Raw genomic sequence first — 23,726 nt, forward strand, 5'->3', positions numbered from 1 at the left:
GTCATTTATGAAAAGTGATATTAAGGTGGTGGGATTGGGAGCGATGGGGTCGGCGTTGGCAACCGCGCTCATGGATGCGGGGCGTAGCGTGACCGTCTGGAACCGTTCGCCAGACAAAATGATGCCGTTGCAGGAAAGAGGCGCTCAGGGTGTCTCTGATCTGAGTGAAGCCATTTCCGCAAGTCCAAAGACGGTGATCTGCCTTCTCAACTACTCAACGACAAATGCTCTCTTTGAAACTCCAAAAGTCTCGAAAGCAGTTGCCGGACGTAATATTGTTCAGCTCGGCACGTCATCCCCGCAAGAATCCGAGGACAGCAAAGCGCAATTCAATGAGTGGGGCGCAGGTTACCTTGATGGTACCATTATGTGTTGGCCTGATAATATTGGGAAGCCATCGGGGCGGATCGCGGTCGCTGGGGACAGTACCACATTTTCTGAATGCGATGGCGACCTCAATGTACTCGCTGGGGACATGCGCTATCTGGGTTCAAATGTGCGTTCTGCTGCGACCTTGGAACTTGCGTTTCTCTCGCGCCTTCTTGGTATTATCTTTGGGAGCATTCACGGCGCATTGGTATGCGAGGCTGAAGGAGTCCCTGTGTCAGAGTTCACCTCAATACTGCCGCCGGGGGACAGAGCAATTCCGCTGACCGAAACGATCCACGCAGGTTCATTCGACAAGATTTCGGGAGGTGGAGCTTCAGTCGATGTCGCGGGAGAGGCAGTTACTGGATTGTACGATCACGCTATTTCTATGGGTATTAACAGCGAACTCCCGACGCTGATGCGTGAGTGGGTTAGGCGAGCGCAGGATGCTGGTTTTGGAAGCCAGGAGACTGCAGCCGTTATCAAAACCCTCAGAAAGCGCTGAAGCGACAACAATACTGCAATCAAACACCTATATTCAGAGAGAACAACTTATGCGAACGGAATTTTGCCGAACATTTGGCATTGACTACCCAGTGGTTTTGGCTCCCATGGCCGGGGTAGTCTCCGACGCCTTGGTTGCGGCTGTCAGCAATGCAGGTGGGCTCGGTTTGGCACCTCTTTGGCACGTTGACGCAGACGAGCTTCGAAAATCGGTGCGCAACATAAAGCAACTCACTGACAAGCCATTCGGTGTGAACCTGAACATGGATTTCCCGAGCATTGAGCATCTCGACATATGCCTGGAGGAAGGCGTCGAGGTCATTTCTATTTTTTGGAAAGCGCCTGGGGATATGCTCGCCCACGCCAAGTCTGGAGGCGCCAAAGTCATTTACACCGCTGGTGATGCAGCTGATGCAAAGGCTGTAGCAGACCTTGGCGCTGATGCGATTTGTGCTCAGGGATGGGAAGCCGGAGGTCACGTCCGTGGAACCGTTGGGAGCATGGCGCTCATTCCAGCGATTGTTGATGCGGTTGGTCATGTGCCGGTCGTGGCAGCCGGTGGAATTGCAGACGGGCGTGGATTGGCGGCGGCGCTATCGCTCGGTGCTTCGGCAGTATGGGTGGGAACGAGATTTCTTGCAGCTTCTGAGGCGTATGTTCATACAGACTACTTGTCACACCTCTTAGCGGCGTCTGAGAATGACACGGCCTATTTTGACAACTTGTTCAACATCGACTGGCCCAATGCACCTCATAGGGTCTTGAAAAACAGCACAACCCAAATGTGGGAGAATGCAGGCCGCCCGAAAAGCGGCCAAAGACCCGGAGAAGGTGACGTTGTGGCATTCTCTGAAAAGAAAGGCGATGTTTTACGATATCAATCCAAGACGCCCAGTGCGGATTTAACGGGCGATGTTGAAGCCATATCAATGTGGGCAGGACAAGGCGTTTCAATGGTTAGGAAAGTTCAACCCGCTGGAGATATTGTGCGAGAAATCGTTATCGAGGCGAAGGAGGCACTGGAACGCATTCTCCACCAATAAAGAAAAACGTTGCCGCCTTTTGGCGGACATTGACCGACTGGCCCGCGAATAGCGGATTGGCCCGGATAGTGTTGAAAAACTCGGAATTTTCTCGCTCTCGTATTTTCACCAAATTCCTGTGCAACTTGAAAGTCAGTCCTGTTTGCGTTTGACAGGTTGAAAGAGCCGCTCACATGGCCACACCCATGTTTTGGCCGACCCCTTGCCGAGTTTGCAGCGGAGAGGCTAGCCGAAGTTCAATGACTGCTTCGTCCGCGATCTGTGAGTTCACTGAGCTCCGGATTTTGCGCGCGCAGCGAATGGCAGCAAAGCGGGCTGCGACCGCAGCATCTGGGTTGGCCGCTGGATGTCAGCTCAGGGCCGAGTAACTCACGGAAGAAAGGGTAGGGACCCATACTGCGGGGCTTCCGAGGTCTGCTAGTTGCCCTTGAGTACTTCACCAATCAAATGGTTCATAACCTCCTTGTAGACCTCCGGATCGCCCCCATAGGCGATCTCAAGAGCGGCGCGATCAAACGCGGCCGACAACAAATTAGTCAAAGCATCGATCTGTTTTGGTGAATGCTTAGGAAGAGCCCGCGAAAGCCCTTCACGAAGTTCCTCTGTTCCATTGGCCCGGGTCAACGCGACAGCGGTGCTGTGCCCTAATACCGCTGGGGCCTCTTCCATCAGGAGGCGCACCCGACCTGGAACCAACATCGCATCAAAAAAGGCATTCGATCCTGTCACCATGGCCTGTTCGGGATCGGCCACATTGCGCGTTTCCTGGTCAATATGGTGTGAGATTGCTTTGGCCTCCTCTTCTGCGACGGCGCGGAAAAGGTCAGCCTTGTCCTTGAAATGATGATACAGCGCGCCGCGGGTTACGCTGGCCCTACGCACGATGTCTGGGGTTGCAGTATCGGCAAATCCCGAATTCACAAACAGTTCTCGGGCAGCTTCTACGAGTTTGGCACGCGTTTCGGCGCGTCGGTCTGCCTGGCTGCGTCGGGCGGGTTTTTCTGTGGGCAAATCTAGCGGCTCCGAATATCACTACAAGCACCTTACATACATCTTGCATGTATTTGCAAATCTATGATACATACAAAGTGCATGTAAGTTAGGGAGATCAAAAATGCGTGTCACTCAATATTATCCGGTCATTCAGTCTGAAACGGTTTCTGAGACGGCAGAGTTCTACAAACGTCACTTTGGCTTCCGCTCGGCATTCGAGGCGGATTGGTATGTGCATCTACAAAGTGAAGTGGATTCGTCGGTCAACCTCGCGATCGTCCAGTCGGACCACGAGACGATCCCGGAGATTTCCCGCGGTGCGTCTACGGGCATGATCCTTAATTTTGAAGTCGAGGATGTCGACAAAGTGGATGAACGACTTCGGTCGGAAGGAGTTCCGGTGGCAAAGTCACTTGTGAGCGAGCCGTTTGGCCAACGCCATGCGATATATCGCGATCCAAACGGGGTACTGATTGATGTTATCACTCAGATCCCACCCTCAGAGGAATTCCTGTCTCAATATGCAGCCGACGCGGTACCGTCGTAATTCGTGGTGCCGGATGGCCAGGTTGGTTCGAAGCAGTTGGAACGATTTGCCCGCGTGTAAAGCGACCAATTCTGGACAGATCAGTGACCCTTGCCGAGTTGGCCACCTTTGATACTGGGGCGGCCTTGTTATCTGTGCCCTTGTTCGAACGCTACACCGAACACGGCCGCCTGATACAACCCTTCAGTGAAGCCGTTAACGCTGGTAAATACTGCTTCGCCTAGCCTTCGGATCGCCCCGCAACGGATGCTATGGGTAAATTTGCAGAATGGCTGACCGCCAACGGAGCCACTGAATTGAGTGACTTCACGGACCAGAACCGCGCAAATTGATCTGCATCAATATTTGGACCGCAAACGAGAGTTATGGCGAACGGAAACAGTTTGGATGAAGTCGCGGTGACAAAAGAAAAAGTTGGCCGAGTTGTCTGGCACGATCTTTTCACGCCTGATGTGGAAGCTTCCAGGTCATTTTACGAAAGCGTGGCAGGTTGGAGCTATATTGTCGAACACGCCACAGATTTCGCATGGGGCGGCGGCCATCGAGATTTTGTCCTCGCAACTCTCGATGGAGAGGCAGGGGCCGGGGTCGTTTCTCAAAATCAGGTGCTCTTTGAAGGGTGGATTCCTTATGTTGAAGTCGAAGATGTAGATCAGGCCGCCAAACTCGCCGTCAAGCTTGAAGGATCAGTAGTGAAACCTCCCTTTGAAGTTCCGGGGGTTGGCCGAAACTGCCTCTTACGTGATCCGCTTGGCGCATTCTTCGGTATATCAGTTTTGCGTCACGACTATCCTGTCCCCGCTCGTCAGTTTACGCACGAACACTACCTATCTCGCGGCGGCGCATTCCCGGACAACTTCTACCACCAAATGTTCGGATGGAATCTCTCACCTGCTAGAAACGTACCTTCGTCACAGAGACCAATTAGTCTAAAAGACGAAGTTTTGGCGATATGTGCAGCGGAACCTGCAGTTCCCAACAACAACGTGGCGTGGGCGCCGGGTGTTCGCGTCGACTTTCTCGAAAACGCGCTCAGCAAGATCAACTCAGGCTCAGGTTCCGTGCTTGCTCGTCATCAGAAAAATAAAAATACCTTTGAGAAGGGTCTGGTATGCGATGCAACTGGGGCATTGTGCTGTGTCGTCCAGAATTGATGCTCGGTCGCAAGGTTCGCAGTCTATTGTCTATAACGGCATCCTCAAGTGGGTCAAAAATCTCAAATCTGACTTTAGTACAAGTGTAACCCAATTCCACTTTGCCCCGTTAGAGATAATACATTTAGCGCCAGTTTTCACAATCGCAGCGAAGGCAGGAAAGCGCGCTGCTAGCGAAGTGTGCGAGAACCATACTTGAGGTTCGGGTCGGGGCGATTGCACTTGATAGTTGTTAGAATTGTGAGCACGCAACATCCTGATGCGAAACGGCATTGTTTGGCCTTGAAAACAAGGACCGGCTATTCCAGAAATCCGTCGATGGTCGAGGCGACGTCAACGGCGGTTTTCACATCAGACATGCTGGTGTTCTCAAAGGCGCTGCCGCTTTCGACACTTGGCCTGAGCCTCTCATAAATGGATAGGATTTCCTCTTCCAGTTTGGTCGGCTTTTCTTCGGACCAGCTGGCCTTGGTTTTTGCGATATCCGTCGCAAGTTTCATCAGATCAAGGCGCTGAGGCAGAGTTAGCATTGGTTGGTTCCGGGTCTGTTTGCGATGTCAGGACCAGCCTACGCACAGTGGTCGAACGGGCAGAGTGAGTCACCGTTAAATTCCTGACGGCCGGACCTCAGTCCAGCGCCCCGGTTGCGCGCAGCGCCTCAGTCATTTTCTGTGAGATGTCAGATGGCACATGCCAGATCGCGTAGAGCGTCTGGATAAAACGGTCAACATCGGGAATGTTGGTCTTCAGGGCCAACAGGGTTGAATCCAGGTCGGCGTCCGGTTCCGTGTAAGGGATGCACATAAGCTCAAGCACTTCAGAACCATTCCACATGCCACCACCGACTTTGCGCGCCGCTGAACGCGCGCCGCTGTAATCATCTTTCATGAAACAGATCAGGAACGTGCTTGCGTGGTACCAGCCGGGCGGGTTGGGGCTCAGCTCGATCGCGCGGGCGCTCAGTCTCGCGGCCTGTTCAAGATCGCCGCGCAACGCAAAGCAGGCCGCCAGATCGGCCAACATGTCTGGATAATTCGGATTGGCCCGCAATGCTTTAGCGGCCGCTTCTTCAAAGCTTTCGAACTCTCCACGATGAAAATGGGTCAAAAACAACGCGTGCTGGCCGGTTGCGTTCAGCGGATCCAGAGCGACCGACCGCTGTGCGGCCTCCAGCGCGCGATCAAAGGGCGGGGGGGACTTGCGAAAATTGAACCCGCCGCGCAGTTCGTCGCCGTAGACAATCGCGAGCATCCCCCAGGCGCCGGCATATTCGGGATCAATCTCAACGGCGCGCTCCAGCAGGTCGCGGACCTTCTTGTGTTTTTTAACCGTGGGTTCACGCCAGTATTCGGTGGCCAGCAACCTGCACTGATAGGCATCCAGCGTGTGCGTCTGTGCCCTGCGCTGCACTGCACCTGTTCGATGGATCACTCCGTGGGGTTCCGCGATTTCCGTGGCGATCCGGGCGGCGATATCGTCCTGAATTTCAAATAGGCTGTCCGCGCTCAGGTCGCGGTCATAAGTGTCCGCGGAAACCTGTTGGCCGGTTTCCGCGTCAATAAGCTGGGCGGTGACGCGCAGCTTGTTGTCCCAATGTCGCACGCTGCCTTCGACCAGATATTGGACGTCGAGTTCGCTTCCGACCGCGCGCGGATCGCGGCCGCGGCCGCGAAAGCGAAAGGTGACGTGCCGGGACAGCACGCTCACCTCGCGAAACCGGGCGATGGCCGAGATGATTTCCTCGGTAAACCCATCGGCCAGATATTCCTGCGACGGGTCTCCGCTCAAGTTGTCAAAGGGCATCACGGCCACCGCGACCCGTCCGGTTGCCGCCGGGGGCGTTTCGGCATCGGTCCGGCGTTCGGGGTCAAACGCGATCTCAAAAACCGGGGCGTAGGACCCCTTGGGAATATGTATTCGAACCGGGTCCTCGCGCCCTTCCTGAGCGTAATAGAGATCCAGCCGGCTGCGCATTTTATTGGCCTGAACCCGAACGATCGTGTCGATGGTGGGGTCGAAATCCTCGGGCTTGTCGAAAACGTCAATGCCGATTGCATAGCCTTTCAGCGTCTCGGACCGACCCGCTAGCGCTTCGCCGACAATATGCGACAGAAAGCGGTTCAGGCGCGTGGTATCCGCGAAATGCGGACTGACGAGGACGCGCTTCAACTGTTCCTGAATAGCGCTTGGATCGATGGCAGAGCTTACTTCGGCAAGCATGTTTCCCTCCGTCGCTCAACTTTGTCCGATGACGAGCAGCGCCACAAGACAGCGCGACGGTTTAACCGTGACTCACTCGGATGCGGGCCGTGGATCTGCGAGGGTCTGGGCCATGGCGCTCAAAAGAGCCCAGCAAACATATGACCCATGAAAGGACTGAACCATGACAACATTTTCCGAATTCGTACAGAAAGCCAAAGACGACTATACCCGTGTCGAGGACGAGCTGAAATCGTTCGAACAGAAGGTCAAGGACGCGGGCGACGCGACCGACAAGTGGACCCAGGAGCAGGTGACAAAGCTGCAATCCGATCTGCAGGAAGCAAAAGACAAGGTCACTGACCTTGCCGATCGCATCCAGAAAGAAGGCGAAGACGCTGTGACGGACGCGCATGATCAGGCGAAGAACCATTGGGAAGCCTTGCACGCCGCCGTTGCCGCCTATCGCGATCATCTCGACAAGTCGGTCGCCTGACCCTAATCCTGGAGGTCGACATGACTGATTCAGTTAATGAAACCGTGCCGAAACCCGCGCTCATGGAAGAGGCCGCCGGTTGGCAGCCTCGACCGGTCTGGCTGATTGTGCTCGGCGTCGCCATGCTCTGTGTAGGGCTGTGCGCCGTAGCCTTCCCGCTGATGTCCACGCTGGCCGTCGAAGCCTTTGTCGGCGTGGTCCTGCTGGGCGGAGGCATCGTCACAGCGATTCAGGCATTTGCGGAAAAGGCCTGGAAAGGGTTCTTCTGGCTGTTGGCCATCGGTGTACTGAACGCGCTTGCGGGGCTTATTCTGTTGCTTGATCCGTTCGGCGGCGTTCTGGCACTGACCATTGCGCTTGGCGCGGTCTTTCTGGCCGAAGGCGTGTTGCGGATCGTAATTGCCATTCGGTCTCGTCAGGAGCGATCTATGGCGCTTATGATTGCGTCTGGCGCGATGGCCATTCTGCTTGGCGGCCTGATCCTGACCGGTTTCGTCAATGGCTCGTCCCTTGTTCTGCTGGGGGTTCTTGCTGGCTTGAACCTGATATTCGCCGGTGTGTCCCTGATGTCTTTGGGCCTGTCGCAGCGGTCCTTGGCGCATGGGCGCTCAGAAACTTAAGAGTGTCCCGGCGGACCCGGAATGGCAGGGGCATCTGATGCTCCTGCATTCTGATTTCACAGCGCCGCTATTTTCCTTGCCCGGTGCTCGCCGCTCGGGTGTCTTCAAACAGCCAGACCATGCGGTCCAGAAACCACAGTTTGCTACCCATAGTCAGCAGCAGCCCCAAGAGCGTTGGCCAGATTTGCAGTTGCCAAAGACCCCAGACCAAGGGGCCGATACCAACCGCACTACCAGCGGCCAGAATAAGAGGCACCCAGCGATGCCTTGCAGGGATTGGCGATTTCGCCCGCGCAAGCCAAATCCGTTCCCCAAGCACTCCCTTTGACATCCAGTTATCCGCGTTGCCCGTTTTGCTGAAGGCGCGCGGGTTCCACCATGTCCAGAAGACAACAATCCCGATTGGAACAAGGCACCACCAGCCCAGCCAAACCCGGCTCCAAAAGGCAAGAACGAACAGGGGAGGGATGCTCAGGCGGCTCCAGCCGCTCCACGGGTTTGTGTGCCGGTCCCAGACGTCGTCGGACATCGTCATGAGCTGTTCCAGAATGCTGCGATCGGTCATCGAACCCTCTTCCGAAGCTGGATCGCAATTATGGCCGTTTCTGTCTGTGTCGGCCAGAGCGGCAGGCAATGCGCGCCGCCCTAACCAGGGGCGTCAAAGACCCGAGATATCCACATACACTCGGTATTCCGCGATCCTATCCTCGCGAAAGTTGAACCTTGCAGCAAAGCGCACGTCGTGTGTGCTTTGATCCTTGCGCGTATAGTGTACGGTGCCGTCGCAGAACGCGGTATCGCCGCTGGACCAGATGCCGGTGATGGTATGTTGCATACCCTGGATCGTGGCAAAGAAATCCGCGTTCGCGGCTTGCACGGCTATGCACCCGTCAATCTGTTCAAAATTGCCAAGCTGGAATTGCACGTCTTCGGTGACATGCTCAACAACGCCCGCTTCGTCGAGCGCGTCAACCGCGGTATAAAGGGACGCGATCCGGGGCGCGTGGGCCGCTGTGGTGGGGGCAGTGATTTGCATGTTTTGGTTTCCTTTTCTGTTTGAAAGTTATCGGTGGGTCTAAGTCTGGTTGGCCTGTGACCCTCGATGCAGGACCGTTGGGAGTTTCAGGTGACCGTTGGTGACGGCTAGCCCAAGGAACAGGATTGCGAGGGACCCCAGCAGCCCAAGGCCAAGAGGTTCCCGAAAGACAATTGCCCCGATTGCGATGCCGGAAAGCGTGGCAAAATAGCCGACCTGGGCGAACCCAACGCCATCCGTGCGCCGCTGTACTTCGAAGGTCAGCGCATAGCTGAGCGCAGTGATGGATCCGATGCCGAAGATTGCGCCAAGCAGGGCAGGGGGCACCGAGACGTCGCTGATTGTGGTGCCGCGTCCCAGTATTAGGGCGGAAATCAGCAACAGCTGTGACAGAAGCGTTCCGGTCGCCAGCCCCAACGGATCGCCGCCGGGCGGGTAGGCATAGCTGCGAAAGACGTTGCCGCAGGCCAGAAACAAGGGCCCCAAAAGCGACAGGGCAATCCACGCCGGCTCGACTCCCGACAGGTCAAACCCACCCATGGTGGCAAGGCTGACCCCGGCAAGGCCGATCAGAATACCAACCAGGCGGTGCAACGGCAGCATCCTGCGCGCGATCAGTGCCGTTATCGCAAAGGTAAACAGCGGTGACAGCGTGACGAGGGCGGAATAGAACCCAAGGCTCACATGCTCCAGCACCAGAAACCCGATCACAGCGGGGCCGCTGACACCGAAAACTCCGGCGCCGACATAATAGGGAATGTGCCGCGCGTTGAGCGCCACGCGCTTCTGCGACAGCAAACACAACGCCAACAGCGCGATGCTGGCCAGCAAAACCTGCCAGAACAAAGCGGTCAGAGCTGATATTCCTGCCATCGAGACGAATTTGGACAAAGTGAAACTGACCCCCACCAGGACACCGATGGCCAAGATCAGCGCGGATACAGGGGATCTTCTGACAATATCAGGCATCACGCGGCCCCCATTTCCGGCACATCGGTTAAGCGCAGAGAAGCCGGGCCGATCGGGATAATTCCGCTGGGGTTGATGTGCCGATGGCTGAGGAAGTAGTGCTGACGGATATGGGCCATGTCCACAGTGTCAGCCACGCCCGGCAACCGCATGATGTCGGCCAGATAGCGGGACAGGGCAACATAGTCGCTGATGCGTTTGTAGTCGGTCTTGAAGTGGGTCACATAGACCGGGTCAAACCGCAGAAGTGTCGGAAACAGCTTCAGGTCAACCTCTGTCAGCACGTCTCCGGCTAGGAACCGGCGTTGGCCAAGCGTTTCTTCAATCGCGTCGAGGCAGGCAAAGAGCGCCGTTACGGCCTCGCCATACGCGATCTGGCTGGTTGCAAACCCGGCGCGATAGACGCCTTCGCGGATCGGTGACTGAATTTGTTCGGCGATCCGGTCGATTTCGTCGCAAAGATGGGACGGGCGAAGATCGGGTCCCGCAGCATCGAGAAATTCCGTCTGAAGCATGCGCATGATCTCGGCCGATTCGGTGCTGACGATCCGGCCCGTAACCTTGTCCAGTAGCACAGGCACGCTGATCGGACCCGTGTAATCCGGCTTGGCGTGCTGATAGACTTCGTAAAGGAAGCGGGTGCGTTCTACACCGCTTTGATCGTTGAACAGCGTCTGGTCGATGACCCAGCCGTTTTCCGACATGACCGGGTCCATCCAGGTGATGCTGAACGCATCGCGCAGGGCCTTCAAAGTCAGAACCAGATCGACGCCGTTACACCAGGGGCAGGCTTTGGACAAGTAGAGGTGATACCGGCCCGCCGTATTCGGGAAAGGGGTGCCCGGCTGCGCGCTGATGTGGCTCCTGAATGGGCTTTGCAGGCGGTGAAAACGGCCGTCCGAGGCCGGCGGTTTATCACGCAGTGTTCCTTTGATGAGCATCTTGGGCATGTCAGCCTCCGGCGTTAACAGGACATGCCCACAACCTATTTACCTTTTATTTCGATGATAATCGTGTGATACGGAAACTTATAGGCGAGAAAAACTCGCCCAAAGGAACTTAAACATGACTGAAATTGGCGCTATCCCCGTTTTTGTTGCTGTGGCGAACCAAGGCGGGTTCGCAGCCGCCGCCCGGCATCTGGGCCTTACAAAATCAGCGGTCAGCAAGCGGATCGGCGTGCTGGAGGCCCATCTGGGAACGCAGCTCTTTCATCGGTCGACGCGGTCCATTTCCCTTACCGAGGCGGGCGAAATCTATCTGGCCCACGCGGCGCAGGCGCTTGGCGCAGCGCAGGACGCCGAAGACGCAGTTGCGGCGTTGCAGGGGCAACCGGTTGGATTACTAAGGCTCAGTACACCCATGTCCTTTGGACAGCTGCATGTTGCGCCTATGATTGCTGCATTCCTCAGGCAATATCCGGGGATCAGAATTGACCTGACGATGGATGACAAATTTGTCGATCTCGTCGAAGGTGGCATCGACGTGGCCTTACGCGCCGGAACGTTGCCGAACTCGGCCCTGATCGCACGCAAACTCGCCCCGATCCACAGCGTGATTGTCGCTGCGCCGGACTATCTTGCGCAGTCCGGAACGCCAGAATCACCTGAGGATCTTCTGGCGCATTCCTGCCTTCACTACGCCTATTCGCGCGACCCTTCGGAATGGCGCTTAGCCGGGCCCGCGGGTGACATGCGCGTTCAGACATCTGGTGATCTGCGCGTGAACAACAGCGAAGCCCTGTGCACCGTGCTGCTTGACGGTCTTGGTATTGGTCGCCTGCCGACCTTTATTGCCGGAGCCCACTTGACCAGTGGCCGTCTGGTCAGGGTGCTGCCCGAATATCGCCTGCCTGAACAGGCGCTGTACGCAGTCTTCCCTGAACGAAAGCACATGCCAGCGAAAGTTCGCGCGTTTTTGGATTTCGTCGTGGAACGCATCGGGCACGACGCACCCTATTGGGATTTGGATGCAGGTCCGCTTTAGGGACAAGGGCCGATGATACTCTAACATTAAACCTGGACCGACCAAGAACACCCAAAGTGCGGGGCAGTCCGGCAATGTCTTCTTCGGGGAATGCTGTAGTGCAGAGTCGGATATTCTTGAACGGCTGGATTGGGCCGGTTAGTCTTGATAGTTATTTATCCGAGCTGCAGAAGCTGCAGCCGCCAATGGCCTCAAGTTCCAAATGTTCTCGGGTTTTAGCAATTATAAGATTGGTCATTCTGTTTCTGACGACCGAGCCCACAAATTGATATCTTCTTCCGAACTGATTGCTTCGATCCTTGCCAACTCTTCATCACTGAAGGCGAGGTTATCGACTACGCCTGCGCAATCTACGATCTGACCCGGCCGGGACGCACCAATAAGCGCGGTCGTTACGCGTCCGCCTCTTAACACCCATGCCAGGGCCATTTGCGCCAGAGTTTGCCCGCGTGCCTCAGCCATGTCGTTCAGAGCACGCACACTTGCCAGAGATCGCTCGTTGATCATGCCATCAAGTAGCGACTTCCCTTGTGTAGCACGGCTGCCATCCGGAATATCGCGCAGGTACTTTGACGTTAGAATGCCTTGTGCCAGCGGCGTGAACGCAATCGATCCTACCCCAAGATCGTTCAGGGTATCGAGCAAACCGTCCCGCTCCACCCAACGGTTGAGCAGATTGTAAGAAGGCTGGTGAATCAGGCAAGGTGTGCCAAGGTCGTTGAGAATCTTCACCGCCTCGCGTGTGCGTTGGGAGTTGTAGCTCGAGATACCTGCGTAGAGCGCGCGACCCGACCGTACGATATGATCCAACGCGCCCATCGTCTCTTCGAGCGGCGTGTCGGGGTCAAAGCGGTGGGAATAAAAGATGTCGACGTAATCAAGCCCCATGCGCGCGAGTGATTGGTCACAGGACGCGATCATGTACTTGCGCGACCCCCATTCTCCGTAGGGTCCCGGCCACATGTCGTAGCCTGCTTTGGAGGAAATGATCAATTCATCCCTGTAGCCCGCGAAATCAGTTCTTAGGATTTCGCCAAATGCCTCTTCTGCCGATCCGGGTGGTGGACCGTAGTTGTTCGCCAGATCAAAATGAGTGATCCCATGGTCGAATGCGGTCCGACACATTGCTCGCTTGTTTTCGTGCGTCGAGTCCGCACCGAAATTATGCCACAGGCCCAAGCTGACAACAGGAAGCTCCACACCCGACCGCCCACATCGCCGATAAACCATTCGCTCATAGCGGTTCGGCTCCGGGGTGTAAGGAATGGGTTTTGGCTTTGGTGGTCGTTGAGCTTTGGTCATGCGCTTATAATCAATGGAATGTTGGGCCTGTCAAACGGATCAACTCCGGTAAGATCGACACGAGATTCTGCGCGTCCTAGATGGGTGTTTATGGTTAGTCTTACTCCAGCACCAATGTCTTACGGTTTAATCGATTGCGTTCGGTACCGCCGCATAGACGCCGCGAAAGTCTGCAATGCGGGCTGCAACCGCAGCATCAATATGGCGGGTTGGATGTCGGCTCTGGGCCGCCTGCGTGAACCGTTATTGGCAGGGCAGGGACCCTTTCTGCATCGGCCCCGAGGTCCTTTGTGAGCCCACTTCTACCGATGCTGCGCGTTGCTCGAACGTCAGCTTTGCGTTGAGCATTCTAGGTGCGTTGTCAGGCTCATAGATTAAATCCAGAAACTGGTTCTAATGGTTCTGACCCACTGGAGTCCCAGTACTAGCTGCCATTTCGAAAGCGTTGCAGTGTCTGCGGATAATTCGATGGAAAACTCCAGACAGCTTCGCCCGGAGCACGCACAAGCCCGCGCGCTTGAGGATCTCGGTCTGTAAGCAGAGAAATGAACAGGTCACTGCTGGCCCAGGGCGAAGACCGAAAGTACCAATGCCCGTTTCCTGTATCGGCTGCTTCGGCCTCGGTCACATCGATGATATGTAGGGTTTTCATCTCAGACAGTCGGCGCTGGAACAGAGACCCATTTATTGCTTCATCGGAAACCTGACCCAGACGGTCGCGGCCGAAGACCAACCGTGACATCGCCAGCGCTGAATCGGTCTGCGATTGATAGAGTGTCACACCTATAACGGCATCCAGAAGGCCGTCTTCAATTGATTGCAAGAAATAGCTTCGATCAAGATCGCTGCTGATCAGGATCAACTGCCCCAGCCGCGGCTTTGGCCCAGGCCGCAAAGCAATCTGATAGGCGGCTTCAAATGCGAGCCTTGAGCCTGCGCTGTATCCTATAAGGTGAATGCGCCGGGCGTTGGTGTTTGCCGACAAGTATTCGACAAGAGAACGCAAATTGCGGCGCGTCGCCAATGCAGATTCCTGATCCCGAAAATACGCCAAGCGATTGGGTGTAGCGGGCCAGTTGTAGCTGATGAAGGCGCCCTGATAGCCCAGAAAGTGTTGCAACTCTTTGGAGACAAGGGTCGAGTAATCAAAATCGACATTGTAGCCATGGACATAGATGAAAATGTCTTTGTTGCGAGAGGCTGCAAGGTGATCGTCAATCCATTGGGCAAACCGAAGTCCGGCTGCCTTCATCTCCTTTTGCGAAGGTGGATCGTTCATGTAGCGCGTGACACTGAACGGCATGACACCAATCTCTTGTACGTCAGACAAGCTGAGCGTGTAGTCCTTAGCGCGGTCGCGCGTCATGGTAACGTGGCGAAGCTTTTTCAACGTCGCCAATGGGGGGTTGCTTTGCACTTCGGCAATGCCGGTACGCAGAATGTGACCGCGCTCATTGTTGTAATAGGCTTGTGGGTCGCCGGGAACCGCGGGCAGCCGATCTGTAGCGTAGAATAGCTGCGAACGCTGCACGAAATTGTCTTCCGTGATGTCCTTGTAAGGGTCAAAAGCAGCCTCGGCATAGACCGTTGGGGAGGGCATCAGTTCAATTTCGTCATAGATGTTTGGCCCGCAGGCAGCGAGGACACAGAACGAACACACGGTTGCCGCAGGCAAAGCTCTGGCAATCAGTCGCCTCGTCGTTCCTTTTCTGAATTGCCTTTGTCCGACTGTTCGCATCCGGCTGCAATTGTCGGTCCCAAGCATGTCGGCACCGCTGCTCGCGCCTTGGCGCAACTTCGATACTACAGACCTGTTTGTGTTCGGCATGGCCGCCTTTCGCATAATGCCCTTACTCAGAAGCTGTAGGTCACACCCAACACGGGTCCGAATTGTGAGAGCTTGAACCTGCTGTCAACTTCACCTTTGTCGACCATGATGTAGCGATAACCTGCGCGCAAATTCCACTTTGGAGCGATCGCATAACCTACCGTTGCCAAAAACTGTGCGGTTTCGCGATCTGAGCGAAATCCACCATAGTCGGCCAAGGCAACGGCCGACCATCGGTCATTGATCTGATACCGGATACGGGCCGCAATCAGAGGGTCTATCCAATCGTCGCTGGCACTGGAACTTGGTGCCGGGGTGGGGCCGCCGACCAGAGTGATCGTGCTGCTCGTCTCAAACCAGCGAAACCCGCCACCGAGATCGACGGCCAGGTTTTGGTCTTGATAGGCCGTGTAAGCGGCATATCCACTTAAAAACTGCGTCTTCAGACTGGTTTCAGCGCCACTGAACACCGGGCCGGGAGTGTCATTGTCAAAGGACAGGTCTGTGCGCATGTAGTCCGCGATCAGCGACCACCGGCCACTTCGCGCTTCAAGTGTACCCATGAATGCCAGATCAAGGTTTTCAACCGCTTCACTGAAGCTGAGTTCCGACTCCAGCGATCCAATGGTTGTCTTGGTGTCCGCCGCGTAGATGTAGAAGCTGCCGGAAAAACTCCAGTCGGAGTCCTGTGCCACTGCTGTTGATCCGCCGGGCAGCATCGTCGCCGCAACCAGAAAACTGCTTGCGATACACCGTATTTTTAAGCACGCCATGGCCCGCTCCCCCCTTTGCCTATCCCGAGTTCGAGGCGCGGCAAAAGATGGGCCGCGCCGTTGTCCTGTTACGTTTCACAATCGCATTCGACCGGGTCGAGTATCGGAACAGATGCCTTAACGCTATTCATTTCACGGGCGCGAAACTCTGACGGTGTTTGACCCGTCCATTTCTTGAAGGCCCGTGTCATGGCCGTCGCGTCAGAGTATCCCAAATGATCAGCGATATCGCCCACCGACAATTCAGACTTGGAAAGCAGATGTTTCGCCTGGTCACATTTGGCTTCGATGACGATGCGCGACAGTGATGTCCCATAGACAGCAAGCCGTCGGTTGAGAACCGCGCCTCGAAAACCGCATGCCTTGGCGAGCGCCGTAGCCGACAAGTCCGTGCGCCTGACCCTTGAGTTGGCAACGCTTTGGATCGAACTCAACAAGTCTGTAGGTACAGGGTTTTTTTCGTCCTGAGTGGTCAACACGTACTCGGTCGCGGTTCGGTTAACCAGTTCAAACAAAAGCCAGGCACTTGGGAAGCGGATGGAATACCCGTCTGAGCCCGCACCTACCGCCCGGATACCGTAGAAGTAAGACGGGAGCAGATCAGGACGGTTCACACGCACAAGAACCTTATTTGCTTCCCAACGCTGACCTGCGGTTTCATGCAGCAACGTAGCCCATCGGCTGATCTGAAACGCATCCATATAGGCGGGCGAACAGCATGGCGTGAACCTGCGTTTGGCGGACAGCACGGCGAACTCTCCAGAGACATCGAGTGTCATGGTGACCGCGTTTGTGTTGTTTCCCGCATGAACGCAAAACCTGGCAATGAAATCGGCCAGCGACTTTGCTACGCGAAAGGCCTGTCCGAATGGGGATGCAACGGTCGGATCTGAAGTTTGACCAACAAGTGCTGGAAAGTCTGGGGATGTCTTTTGTGCGACGGCTTCAAACACGGCATAGACAGTGTCGTGCGGAATGAAACAACTCGGAGCGTTCAATTCCGAGAAGGATAGATCGAATTCCGCTAGGAGACTTTCTACAGATTGACCGGATTCTTGAAACGCAAGCAAAAGCGGCACGATAACCCGCCCGCGTGTAAGCGGCGGTGTTCTGTGTTGAGCATGTGCGTCATGCCCTGTCATCATAGCTCCTTAAGACCCCGCAATTGAAAGGTCGGGCACGTCAAGCATAGACCAGCGCGGCTCTGTGTCCCTGACCTGCGTCAAAGCGGAAGTCACTTTTTGAGGTAAAAAAGTCAGGTGCCCGCTGGTAGGGGCTCAATCGAATTGAACCACGCTACCCGCAGAGAGTGCGCTCTAAGAGGTTGACATCACCACACGAATAATAGGACCGCCGTCGGGTCAATATGCAAAGAGAGTTTCTAGTTGTTGGCCGAAACGCTATCGCTACCTGTCATTTTTAACCAGTTTTCGGAAGCGGTCGCTCCAATCTGTCAGGGCATACATTCGAACTTTGTGGTTTGTTGGAGAGAGATGGCCAAGGCTCCAATTGTAGCATTTTAAAAAACAACAAAATGAGAGGCGTGAGAATGCGCTTTTGATCAGGTGCCGGGACCATCAAGCAATGCATTTCTGTAATTGGCTAGTGGAGCGGGCAAACTATGAATCTCACGCACAAACGCTGGAAACTTGCTGCTTTAGCTGTCTTGATTGGAAGCACAGCGACCGCTCAGAGCTTTGATACCACGGTCGATGCACTTGCTGAGACATACGAAGTGCCCATTACCATAAACAACTTTGTTCGGGCTGCTACAGACAATGAACTGAAGACGTACAATGGCCTGGCCGGAGGCGTAAATCAGTTCTTTCACTTCAAAGAACCCACCCCCATCGACAATCAGCCCACCATTCGGATGAATCGCGACACACTCTACAGCGTTGCGGTTATTGATATCAGCCAAGGCGCAACCTTGACTCTGCCCGATGTGGGCGACCGATACATGACGACGATGGTGGTCAATCAGGATCATTTCATCAATGAAGTGTTCGACGGTGGCGGTGTGTTCCAGCTTGACATGGGTACATTCCATACCCCCTACGTACTTGTTTTCATGAGAATACTGGTGGATGCCGAGAGCCCCAAGGATGTTGCGGCGGTCAATGCAATTCAGGACGGGTTCACCATTGATGCTGCCTCCGCAACGCCCTTCGAAATGCCCAATTACGACGCGGAGAGCTTTGAGGCGCTGCGCCAAGCCGCAATTGAGCTGGGCAGGTTCGCCACAGACAGCGTCCGGACTTTTGGTAAGGCAGATCATGTAGACCCATTACGCCATTTCCTTGGCACAGCAGTCGGCTTTGGTGGGCTGCCAGAAGACGAGGCCTTTTATCTTAATATCGAGCCCGGCCTGCCGCTTGGGGAATACAAAATCCAGGTCCCGGCGGATGTGCCAGTGAACGCATTCTGGTCCGTGAGCCTTTATAATGCAGACGGGTTTTTTGAACTCAATTCCCTCGACACGTATGTGGTCAACTCGGTCTCAGGCACCAAGAATGACGATGGCAGTGTGACCGTGCACTTCGGCGGTTGCAACGACGGACGTGTGAACTGTCTCCCGATCATGGATGGCTGGAACTATGCCGTGCGCCTTTATCAGCCGGGCCCAGAGGTCATCGACGGAAGCTGGGTCTTCCCCTCCGTAGAACCCGCAAACTGAACAACAGGATGCTTACGATGAAAAAGCTTCTTCTGACAGTCGCGCTTACACTCCCGACAGGCGTTTGGGCCGAAGACATTGTCGATGTGACCGTCGACACCCTTGTGCGCGCCGAGACAGATCACATGTTTCGGACCAACATGGCCAATCTCGGCCTCGCTGTTGGCGAATTGGGGCATATGCGCGAAGCCACCACACCGGATAACCAGCCCGTCATCCGCATGAACCAGGACACGCTCTACTCCGGCGTTCTGCTGGATTTGAGCGAACCCGTCGAAGTGACACTGCCTAAAGCGGATGGCCGCTATATCTCGATGCATGTCATCAATCAGGACCACTTCATGTATGCCGAGGCAGAGCCCGGCACGTATCAAATCACACAGGAAGACCTTGGTACGCGCTTTGGTTTCATCGCGTTTCGCACATTCGTCGATGTGACTGACCCGGATGATATTGCCGCCGCGCAAGCGGCACAGGATGGAATTGTCGTCAGCGGCGGTGGAACGGGCCCGTTTGACGCGCCCAACTGGAACACCGAACAACTTGCCACTGCGCGTCAGGCGATAAACGATTTATCCTTGCTGGGCACCGATTCAGCCCGCGCCTTTGGCAGAACAAAGGACGAGATTGATCCGGTTCAGTTTCTGGTCGGTGCGTTCTCGGGTTGGGGCGGTCTTCCGCCTGAGGCCGCGATCTATCTGTTGGACGCGGTCGATCAGAATGACGGCGAAACACCGCATGCGGTAACCGTCAAGGATGTGCCGGTTCGGGCGTTCTGGTCGGTGACTGTCTATAACGGTGACGGCTTTCTGGAAGCCAATGATCTGGGCGTAAACAGCTACAACGGTTACACAGCCGAAGCAGCAGAAGACGGCTCGGTCACGTTGCATTTCGGTGGGTGCGACGATGGCCGCGTGAACTGTCTGCCGATCACTTCGGGCTGGAACTATGCGATCCGCCTTTATGAGCCGGAGGATGCAATCCTGAACGGCAATTGGACCTTCCCGAAGTTGGAGCCGATCAACTAGGCCACTCGCCCAACCTGCATTTCAAAAGGAGTACACGGCTATGCGTCGATCCCATACTCTTATGGGGCTGCTTTTTGCAGCCAGTGCCGGAACCACAACCGTTGCAGACGAGGCATCCGATCTGGCCCAGGAACTGGCCAACCCGCTTGCGGCAATCGTCTCGGTTCCGTTTCAATTGAACCATGATGAAAATCTGGGCGTCTCTGATCAGGGCTCGCGCACCACGCTGAACTTTCAACCAGTCGTGCCCTTTCAACTGAACGATGACCTTAACCTGATCACCCGAACTATCATTCCTTACATCTGGCAGGAAGACGTTGTGCCGGGCACACGCCAGGAGGGGTTCGGAGATATCCTTTTCTCTGCGTGGTTCTCGCCAATCGGAACCGGGGACATAACGTGGGGCGTGGGTCCCGTTGTGCGCTTTCCAACCTTTAGCGACGTATCGAGTGATACATGGGCTGCTGGGATCACCGGCATTGCACTGCGACAGACCGGTCCGTGGACCTATGGTGCGCTGGCCAATCATCTGTGGGATCTAGAAAGCAACCCCGACACCCCCACGAATGTGAGTTTTGTCCAGCCCTTTCTTGCTTATTCCACCGAAGGCGCGTGGACCTATTCGCTGCAAAGCGAAAGCGCCTATGACTGGGAAACTGATGCCTGGGCTGTGCCTATAAACGCTTCGGTCTCCAAGCTGGTCCAATGGGGGGCGCTGCCGGTCAATCTGCAAGCGGGGGCGGGCTATTGGCTCGAAGCGCCCGAAGTGGGTGCCGAAGGCGTTCGCTTGCGTTTGCAGGCTCAGGTCGTCTTGCCCAGAGGGCGCTGACGTTTGGCTGAAGAACTTTTTATGAAACGTCGAAAATAGGGAGGTCTTGATGGCCGATCAGATGCAACGCAATGCGCAAGCGCATGTCGAGCTTGACCCTGACCATTAGGATCTGATTGTCAGAAGCTGCAATCGGCTCATTCGACACGCCGTTCGGGTGATGTCTTTGTTCATGGTCGTTGTGATCGGATTTGCCGTCATCGACGCCGGTTACTCGTTCTACATCAAGCTTGTAAGTCCACCGGCCCTGATTCTTGACGTCAGTGTTCTGTTGGAGGTTTTTGCGGCCGCGCTTGTTGTGCTGATCGCTATCGAGATTTACACGAATGTCACGCTCTACCTGACGGCCGATGTCATACATGTGAAGCTGGTAGTTGCAACTGCCCTGATGGCCGTTGCCAGAAAGGTCATTACACTCGATACGACGGACCTGGAGCCGCTTTATTTCGTTGGGTATTCTGGACTCGGTCTGGCGTTTGGTGTCACGTATTGGTTGCTGTGGCGTGGCAAGTAGATATTTCAAAGGACGCCTGTATCGACGCTGGCATAAGCGAGATCGCCGACATTAGTGTTTTTTTGAAGCCGCAATCGCCTCCTTATTCAGCCAAAGAAGAAACGCTCGAAAATCTTAAAGAAATCCGGAAGCAGACCTTGGCACCTGCCCGGTGAAAGTTCCCTTTGTCCGCAACCTGTGAGTTTGTGCAGCGCCAAAATTTGCACTTGCAGCGAATGACCGGAATGCGGGCGCGGTCGCAGTGTCTCGACCAACCGGTGAAAGGCAGCTATGGGCCGGGAATTTGTCCGTTTCGTCAATTTGCGGAATTGGCGACATAAGAAGAGGGTTCGGTACCAACTCTTCGTTCAGTAAGAAACTCTGCAACAGATCCGTGCAGCAAGCATGTCCTTCCATGCGAAGTAAGACGCTTTCGGAGTTCGCTTCATTGAACTGAAATCTACATCAACCAGGCCAAAGCGTTTTTCATACCCCAAGGCCCATTCGTAATTGTCCAATAGGGACCAGACAAAGTACCCCTTAACCGGAACCCCTTCGCCCAAGGCGACCTGGACTGCCGACAAGTGTTGATCCAGATAGTCGATACGGTCATCGTCTTGTTGACGCTCGGGGCTGGCCATACCGTTTTCGGTCACGAAGATCGGCAGGTCGCCGGTGTATTCACGTGCTGCTCGGATCAGGAACCTGCTCAGCGCGGTGGGGTCGATTTCCCAACCCATTTGGGTCTTCGGCAGAGGGCCGGGAACCTCAGCGAGACTTGGCCACGCTGTTTCTGCGGGCGCGATAAGTTTACGGGTGTAGTAGTTCAGTCCGCACCAGTCTACGGGTGCTCCGATGCTATCGAAATCATCTTGCCAGCCCAACGGAAGGTGGGGCTCCAGCCCCTCCAGAACATTCTCGGGATAGGCCTTGTTGAACACGCCGCCCAGAAAGAACCGGTTGTATATTCCGTCATACAGAGCGGCGGCCTGTTGTGCCTCGGCGCTGTCATCGGCGGGTTCGGCCCATTCCAGATTGAATACGCCGCCCAGGTTAGACATGCCCAACCCACGCATCGTCTGAATGGCCTGACCATGGGCCAGCAGAACGTGATGCATAGCGCGCGCCGTGGCTCGAATATCGCGCATCCCGGGAGCGTGGTGCCCTTCGAAATGGCTCAACCAACTGACACACCACGGTTCATTGATGGGGGCGACGCTGTACATGCGGTCGCCAATCCGTCCCATGATGACCTCAGTGAAATCGGAAAACCAACCGGCAATATCCCGGTTGCGCCAACCGCCCAAGTCGGCCAGGGGCGACGGCAGTTCCCAGTGATACAGTGTCGCGCACGGACGGATGCCACGCTCCAAAAGCGCGTCGGTCAGGCGATCATAAAAATCCAATCCCGCCTGATTAACAGGTCCGCGCCCCTCGGGCATCACACGCGCCCAGCTGGTTGAGAAGCGATAGCAATCGAATCCCGCGTCGCGCACAAGATCAAGATCCTGTTCAAACCGGTTCAGGTGATCACAGGCCAGATCGCCGTTTTCTCCCCGCACTACATTTCCGGGTGTCGCTGCAAACGTATCCCAATGTGTCGAACCGGCGCCGCCTTGGGCATGGCCTTCGATCTGGTAAGCAGAGGTGGCGACTCCGAAATGGAAGTCATTGGGGAAATCGCTGCGCGTATGTTTCATTGTCAGATCCTGTTGGGTGCTGGGCCGGTTGATTTGCCAACAACCAGTTCCGCCTCAAGCAATCTGGTCTTGACCGGATCGTCAGGCGATTTGATCCTCTCAATCAACATCTCGGCGGCCAGCTCTCCTGCATGCCGCACTGAGGACCGCGTTGCTGTAAAGATGGGCACATCCTGTCCGTTTTTGAGATAAGAAAGGTCATCATCATGCGCGATGACCGAGACATCCCGGCCAATTCGCAGCCCTGCCTCGTCCAGCGCCCGCCTCACACCAATCGCTGAAATCATCGAGGATGCCAGAATGGCGGTTGGTGGATCGTCCAGTTGCAGCATATCGCGGGTTTCATGATGGCCGTAGACCTCGGTCATTTCGGCGCTGCGCATTAATTGTTGGTCTGGGATCAAGTCCGCCTGTTCCAGCGCTTGTAGGTATCCGGCGCGACGGCGCTGTGCGAAATCCATATCCTCAAGCCCGTTAATCAGGGCAATCCGGCGGTGACCCAAGTCGATCAGGAACTGTGTTGCGCGCCGAAAGGAGCTTTTGTTGTTCACATCGATCCAGTCATACTCTGCATCTATCCCGGTCGAACGACCGTGTACGATAAATGGTACCGCCATCCGGTTTAGCAGATCGATGCGACGCTCGTTGACCTTGGGGCCTTGCAAAACGACGCCATCCACGGCTCCGCGCTGAAACAAGCTGCGATAGGCCCCTTCGATCGAAGTGTCTTCCGCGGTGGTGAACATCATGTCGTAGCCGTTCGCAGAGTATGTCCGCGCAGCGCCGGCGACAAAGTCGCCGAAGATCGGGTTCACCATCTCGTGCTGGGACGAACTGGGGATGACGTGCCCGATCACCATGGACTTGCCAGTCGCCAGACCTTTGGCGCGGCTGTTTGGCCGATAGCCATGCTTGTCTGCAGCGGCCTGCACGCGCACACGAGTCGCCTCGTTCACCTCTGGATAGCCGTTCAGCGCGCGACTGACCGTTGTCTGCGAAAGACCGAGAATCTCAGAGAGCTGCTTCAGGTTCATTGTGTTCAAAGCGCCTTCAAATGGATGCTCACTTGTTTTGTTGTGGTTTTTTGCTTCCGTCAACCCGTTTTGGCAATGAGGTCAAAATCGGCAATAATTGAGGGGTAGAAAACGATATGTTGACAGAATCTGATTGCCAGCAGATA

At 55.5% G+C, this 23,726-nt stretch carries 24 protein-coding genes; 11 read left to right on the top strand and 13 right to left on the bottom strand.

What is annotated here, in order from left to right; all coding sequences use genetic code 11:
- Positions 1–7: 7 nt before the first annotated feature.
- Positions 8–874, top strand: coding sequence for an NAD(P)-dependent oxidoreductase (locus ACR0CE_RS18610; RefSeq protein ID WP_480833428.1), 867 nt, complete (start codon positions 8–10; stop codon positions 872–874).
- A complete protein-coding gene (locus ACR0CE_RS18615) occupies positions 816–1,916 on the top strand; it encodes an NAD(P)H-dependent flavin oxidoreductase (protein WP_372579933.1) in 1,101 nt (366 codons plus the stop codon). Before ACR0CE_RS18610 ends, ACR0CE_RS18615 begins: the two co-directional genes overlap by 59 nt.
- A gap of 417 nt (positions 1,917–2,333) precedes the next feature.
- Here ACR0CE_RS18615 and ACR0CE_RS18620 read toward each other — a convergent pair whose 3' ends face one another.
- Positions 2,334–2,927 (bottom strand): TetR/AcrR family transcriptional regulator, encoded by a 594-nt coding sequence (locus ACR0CE_RS18620; RefSeq protein ID WP_170733120.1) that lies wholly within the window; start codon positions 2,925–2,927, stop codon positions 2,334–2,336.
- Between the two features lie 103 nt (positions 2,928–3,030).
- On the opposite strand from ACR0CE_RS18620, the gene ACR0CE_RS18625 reads away from it, so the two are divergent.
- Complete coding sequence (locus ACR0CE_RS18625) at positions 3,031–3,456, top strand: VOC family protein (RefSeq protein ID WP_170565567.1); 426 nt, start codon at positions 3,031–3,033, stop codon at positions 3,454–3,456.
- A 365-nt stretch (positions 3,457–3,821) separates the two neighbouring features.
- The gene (locus ACR0CE_RS18630; RefSeq protein WP_170565564.1) at positions 3,822–4,610 is read left to right on the top strand and encodes a VOC family protein; all 789 of its coding nucleotides are present in this window, start codon (positions 3,822–3,824) and stop codon (positions 4,608–4,610) included.
- A 299-nt stretch (positions 4,611–4,909) separates the two neighbouring features.
- Here ACR0CE_RS18630 and ACR0CE_RS18635 read toward each other — a convergent pair whose 3' ends face one another.
- Both ACR0CE_RS18635 and ACR0CE_RS18640 read right to left on the bottom strand, forming a co-directional pair.
- Complete coding sequence (locus tag ACR0CE_RS18635) at positions 4,910–5,140, bottom strand: hypothetical protein (protein ID WP_170565561.1); 231 nt, start codon at positions 5,138–5,140, stop codon at positions 4,910–4,912.
- 97 nt (positions 5,141–5,237) lie between these two features.
- Positions 5,238–6,830, bottom strand: coding sequence for a tetratricopeptide repeat protein (locus ACR0CE_RS18640; protein WP_170683955.1), 1,593 nt, complete (start codon positions 6,828–6,830; stop codon positions 5,238–5,240).
- Positions 6,831–6,993: 163 nt separating this feature from the next.
- On the opposite strand from ACR0CE_RS18640, the gene ACR0CE_RS18645 reads away from it, so the two are divergent.
- Positions 6,994–7,305: a hypothetical protein gene (locus ACR0CE_RS18645; protein ID WP_170451072.1), complete on the top strand. Its 312-nt coding sequence runs from the start codon at positions 6,994–6,996 to the stop codon at positions 7,303–7,305.
- Between the two features lie 20 nt (positions 7,306–7,325).
- The gene (locus ACR0CE_RS18650) at positions 7,326–7,925 is read left to right on the top strand and encodes an HdeD family acid-resistance protein (RefSeq protein WP_480506369.1); all 600 of its coding nucleotides are present in this window, start codon (positions 7,326–7,328) and stop codon (positions 7,923–7,925) included.
- A 67-nt stretch (positions 7,926–7,992) separates the two neighbouring features.
- Here ACR0CE_RS18650 and ACR0CE_RS18655 read toward each other — a convergent pair whose 3' ends face one another.
- From ACR0CE_RS18655 to ACR0CE_RS18670, 4 genes are all read right to left on the bottom strand, one after another.
- Positions 7,993–8,490 carry a DUF6653 family protein gene (locus ACR0CE_RS18655; RefSeq protein ID WP_480537485.1) on the bottom strand — a complete coding sequence of 166 codons (498 nt, stop codon included), beginning with the start codon at positions 8,488–8,490 and terminating at the stop codon, positions 7,993–7,995.
- Positions 8,491–8,583: 93 nt separating this feature from the next.
- Complete coding sequence (locus tag ACR0CE_RS18660) at positions 8,584–8,961, bottom strand: nuclear transport factor 2 family protein (RefSeq protein ID WP_480506371.1); 378 nt, start codon at positions 8,959–8,961, stop codon at positions 8,584–8,586.
- Positions 8,962–9,000: 39 nt separating this feature from the next.
- Positions 9,001–9,930: a DMT family transporter gene (locus ACR0CE_RS18665; protein WP_480506372.1), complete on the bottom strand. Its 930-nt coding sequence runs from the start codon at positions 9,928–9,930 to the stop codon at positions 9,001–9,003.
- On the bottom strand, positions 9,930–10,880 hold the full coding sequence (locus tag ACR0CE_RS18670; protein WP_480833429.1) for a glutathione S-transferase family protein: 951 nt from the start codon (positions 10,878–10,880) through the stop codon (positions 9,930–9,932). The genes ACR0CE_RS18665 and ACR0CE_RS18670 overlap by 1 nt, the downstream gene beginning before the upstream one ends.
- Before the next feature lie 115 nt (positions 10,881–10,995).
- Between ACR0CE_RS18670 and ACR0CE_RS18675 the strand changes: the two genes are divergently transcribed.
- On the top strand, positions 10,996–11,916 hold the full coding sequence (locus tag ACR0CE_RS18675; protein WP_480596542.1) for a LysR family transcriptional regulator: 921 nt from the start codon (positions 10,996–10,998) through the stop codon (positions 11,914–11,916).
- Positions 11,917–12,150: 234 nt separating this feature from the next.
- Here the strand turns inward: ACR0CE_RS18675 and mgrA are convergent, their stop codons facing one another.
- From mgrA to ACR0CE_RS18695, 4 genes are all read right to left on the bottom strand, one after another.
- Positions 12,151–13,182, bottom strand: a complete 1,032-nt coding sequence (gene mgrA, locus ACR0CE_RS18680) for an L-glyceraldehyde 3-phosphate reductase (protein WP_480833438.1) — start codon at positions 13,180–13,182, stop codon at positions 12,151–12,153.
- Positions 13,183–13,642: 460 nt separating this feature from the next.
- The gene (locus ACR0CE_RS18685; protein WP_170400931.1) at positions 13,643–14,818 is read right to left on the bottom strand and encodes an alpha/beta hydrolase; all 1,176 of its coding nucleotides are present in this window, start codon (positions 14,816–14,818) and stop codon (positions 13,643–13,645) included.
- A gap of 254 nt (positions 14,819–15,072) precedes the next feature.
- Positions 15,073–15,819 (bottom strand): outer membrane protein, encoded by a 747-nt coding sequence (locus ACR0CE_RS18690; protein ID WP_253282656.1) that lies wholly within the window; start codon positions 15,817–15,819, stop codon positions 15,073–15,075.
- 68 nt (positions 15,820–15,887) lie between these two features.
- A complete protein-coding gene (locus tag ACR0CE_RS18695) occupies positions 15,888–16,964 on the bottom strand; it encodes an AraC family transcriptional regulator (RefSeq protein WP_480833430.1) in 1,077 nt (358 codons plus the stop codon).
- 476 nt (positions 16,965–17,440) lie between these two features.
- Between ACR0CE_RS18695 and ACR0CE_RS18700 the strand changes: the two genes are divergently transcribed.
- From ACR0CE_RS18700 to ACR0CE_RS18715, 4 genes are all read left to right on the top strand, one after another.
- The gene (locus ACR0CE_RS18700; RefSeq protein WP_170431627.1) at positions 17,441–18,496 is read left to right on the top strand and encodes a DUF1214 domain-containing protein; all 1,056 of its coding nucleotides are present in this window, start codon (positions 17,441–17,443) and stop codon (positions 18,494–18,496) included.
- 17 nt (positions 18,497–18,513) lie between these two features.
- Complete coding sequence (locus ACR0CE_RS18705; RefSeq protein ID WP_480833431.1) at positions 18,514–19,524, top strand: DUF1254 domain-containing protein; 1,011 nt, start codon at positions 18,514–18,516, stop codon at positions 19,522–19,524.
- A 40-nt stretch (positions 19,525–19,564) separates the two neighbouring features.
- The gene (locus ACR0CE_RS18710) at positions 19,565–20,353 is read left to right on the top strand and encodes a transporter (RefSeq protein ID WP_170400928.1); all 789 of its coding nucleotides are present in this window, start codon (positions 19,565–19,567) and stop codon (positions 20,351–20,353) included.
- A gap of 160 nt (positions 20,354–20,513) precedes the next feature.
- Positions 20,514–20,867, top strand: a complete 354-nt coding sequence (locus ACR0CE_RS18715; protein WP_170738391.1) for a phosphate-starvation-inducible PsiE family protein — start codon at positions 20,514–20,516, stop codon at positions 20,865–20,867.
- A gap of 347 nt (positions 20,868–21,214) precedes the next feature.
- Here ACR0CE_RS18715 and ACR0CE_RS18720 read toward each other — a convergent pair whose 3' ends face one another.
- Positions 21,215–22,546, bottom strand: coding sequence for a GH1 family beta-glucosidase (locus ACR0CE_RS18720; RefSeq protein WP_480833432.1), 1,332 nt, complete (start codon positions 22,544–22,546; stop codon positions 21,215–21,217).
- Between the two features lie 2 nt (positions 22,547–22,548).
- Entirely contained in the window at positions 22,549–23,580 is a 1,032-nt protein-coding gene (locus tag ACR0CE_RS18725) for a LacI family DNA-binding transcriptional regulator (RefSeq protein ID WP_480833434.1), read from the bottom strand.
- Positions 23,581–23,726: the final 146 nt, after the last annotated feature.

The organism is Ruegeria sp. L11 (genome assembly GCF_056531755.1).

What these genes read in the sequence shown, in the direction of transcription:
- ACR0CE_RS18610 (WP_480833428.1), top strand. Translation starts at nt 8, where the DNA reads ATGAAAAGTGATATTAAGGTGGTGGGATTGGGAGCGATGGGGTCGGCG.
- ACR0CE_RS18615 (WP_372579933.1), top strand. Translation starts at nt 816, where the DNA reads ATGCTGGTTTTGGAAGCCAGGAGACTGCAGCCGTTATCAAAACCCTCA.
- ACR0CE_RS18625 (WP_170565567.1), top strand. Translation starts at nt 3,031, where the DNA reads ATGCGTGTCACTCAATATTATCCGGTCATTCAGTCTGAAACGGTTTCT.
- ACR0CE_RS18630 (WP_170565564.1), top strand. Translation starts at nt 3,822, where the DNA reads ATGGCGAACGGAAACAGTTTGGATGAAGTCGCGGTGACAAAAGAAAAA.
- ACR0CE_RS18635 (WP_170565561.1), bottom strand. Translation starts at nt 5,140, where the DNA reads ATGCTAACTCTGCCTCAGCGCCTTGATCTGATGAAACTTGCGACGGAT.
- ACR0CE_RS18640 (WP_170683955.1), bottom strand. Translation starts at nt 6,830, where the DNA reads ATGCTTGCCGAAGTAAGCTCTGCCATCGATCCAAGCGCTATTCAGGAA.
- ACR0CE_RS18645 (WP_170451072.1), top strand. Translation starts at nt 6,994, where the DNA reads ATGACAACATTTTCCGAATTCGTACAGAAAGCCAAAGACGACTATACC.
- ACR0CE_RS18650 (WP_480506369.1), top strand. Translation starts at nt 7,326, where the DNA reads ATGACTGATTCAGTTAATGAAACCGTGCCGAAACCCGCGCTCATGGAA.
- ACR0CE_RS18655 (WP_480537485.1), bottom strand. Translation starts at nt 8,490, where the DNA reads ATGACCGATCGCAGCATTCTGGAACAGCTCATGACGATGTCCGACGAC.
- ACR0CE_RS18660 (WP_480506371.1), bottom strand. Translation starts at nt 8,961, where the DNA reads ATGCAAATCACTGCCCCCACCACAGCGGCCCACGCGCCCCGGATCGCG.
- ACR0CE_RS18665 (WP_480506372.1), bottom strand. Translation starts at nt 9,930, where the DNA reads ATGCCTGATATTGTCAGAAGATCCCCTGTATCCGCGCTGATCTTGGCC.
- ACR0CE_RS18670 (WP_480833429.1), bottom strand. Translation starts at nt 10,880, where the DNA reads ATGCCCAAGATGCTCATCAAAGGAACACTGCGTGATAAACCGCCGGCC.
- ACR0CE_RS18675 (WP_480596542.1), top strand. Translation starts at nt 10,996, where the DNA reads ATGACTGAAATTGGCGCTATCCCCGTTTTTGTTGCTGTGGCGAACCAA.
- ACR0CE_RS18685 (WP_170400931.1), bottom strand. Translation starts at nt 14,818, where the DNA reads ATGCCCTCCCCAACGGTCTATGCCGAGGCTGCTTTTGACCCTTACAAG.
- ACR0CE_RS18690 (WP_253282656.1), bottom strand. Translation starts at nt 15,819, where the DNA reads ATGGCGTGCTTAAAAATACGGTGTATCGCAAGCAGTTTTCTGGTTGCG.
- ACR0CE_RS18695 (WP_480833430.1), bottom strand. Translation starts at nt 16,964, where the DNA reads ATGATGACAGGGCATGACGCACATGCTCAACACAGAACACCGCCGCTT.
- ACR0CE_RS18700 (WP_170431627.1), top strand. Translation starts at nt 17,441, where the DNA reads ATGAATCTCACGCACAAACGCTGGAAACTTGCTGCTTTAGCTGTCTTG.
- ACR0CE_RS18705 (WP_480833431.1), top strand. Translation starts at nt 18,514, where the DNA reads ATGAAAAAGCTTCTTCTGACAGTCGCGCTTACACTCCCGACAGGCGTT.
- ACR0CE_RS18710 (WP_170400928.1), top strand. Translation starts at nt 19,565, where the DNA reads ATGCGTCGATCCCATACTCTTATGGGGCTGCTTTTTGCAGCCAGTGCC.
- ACR0CE_RS18715 (WP_170738391.1), top strand. Translation starts at nt 20,514, where the DNA reads ATGTCTTTGTTCATGGTCGTTGTGATCGGATTTGCCGTCATCGACGCC.
- ACR0CE_RS18720 (WP_480833432.1), bottom strand. Translation starts at nt 22,546, where the DNA reads ATGAAACATACGCGCAGCGATTTCCCCAATGACTTCCATTTCGGAGTC.
- ACR0CE_RS18725 (WP_480833434.1), bottom strand. Translation starts at nt 23,580, where the DNA reads ATGAACCTGAAGCAGCTCTCTGAGATTCTCGGTCTTTCGCAGACAACG.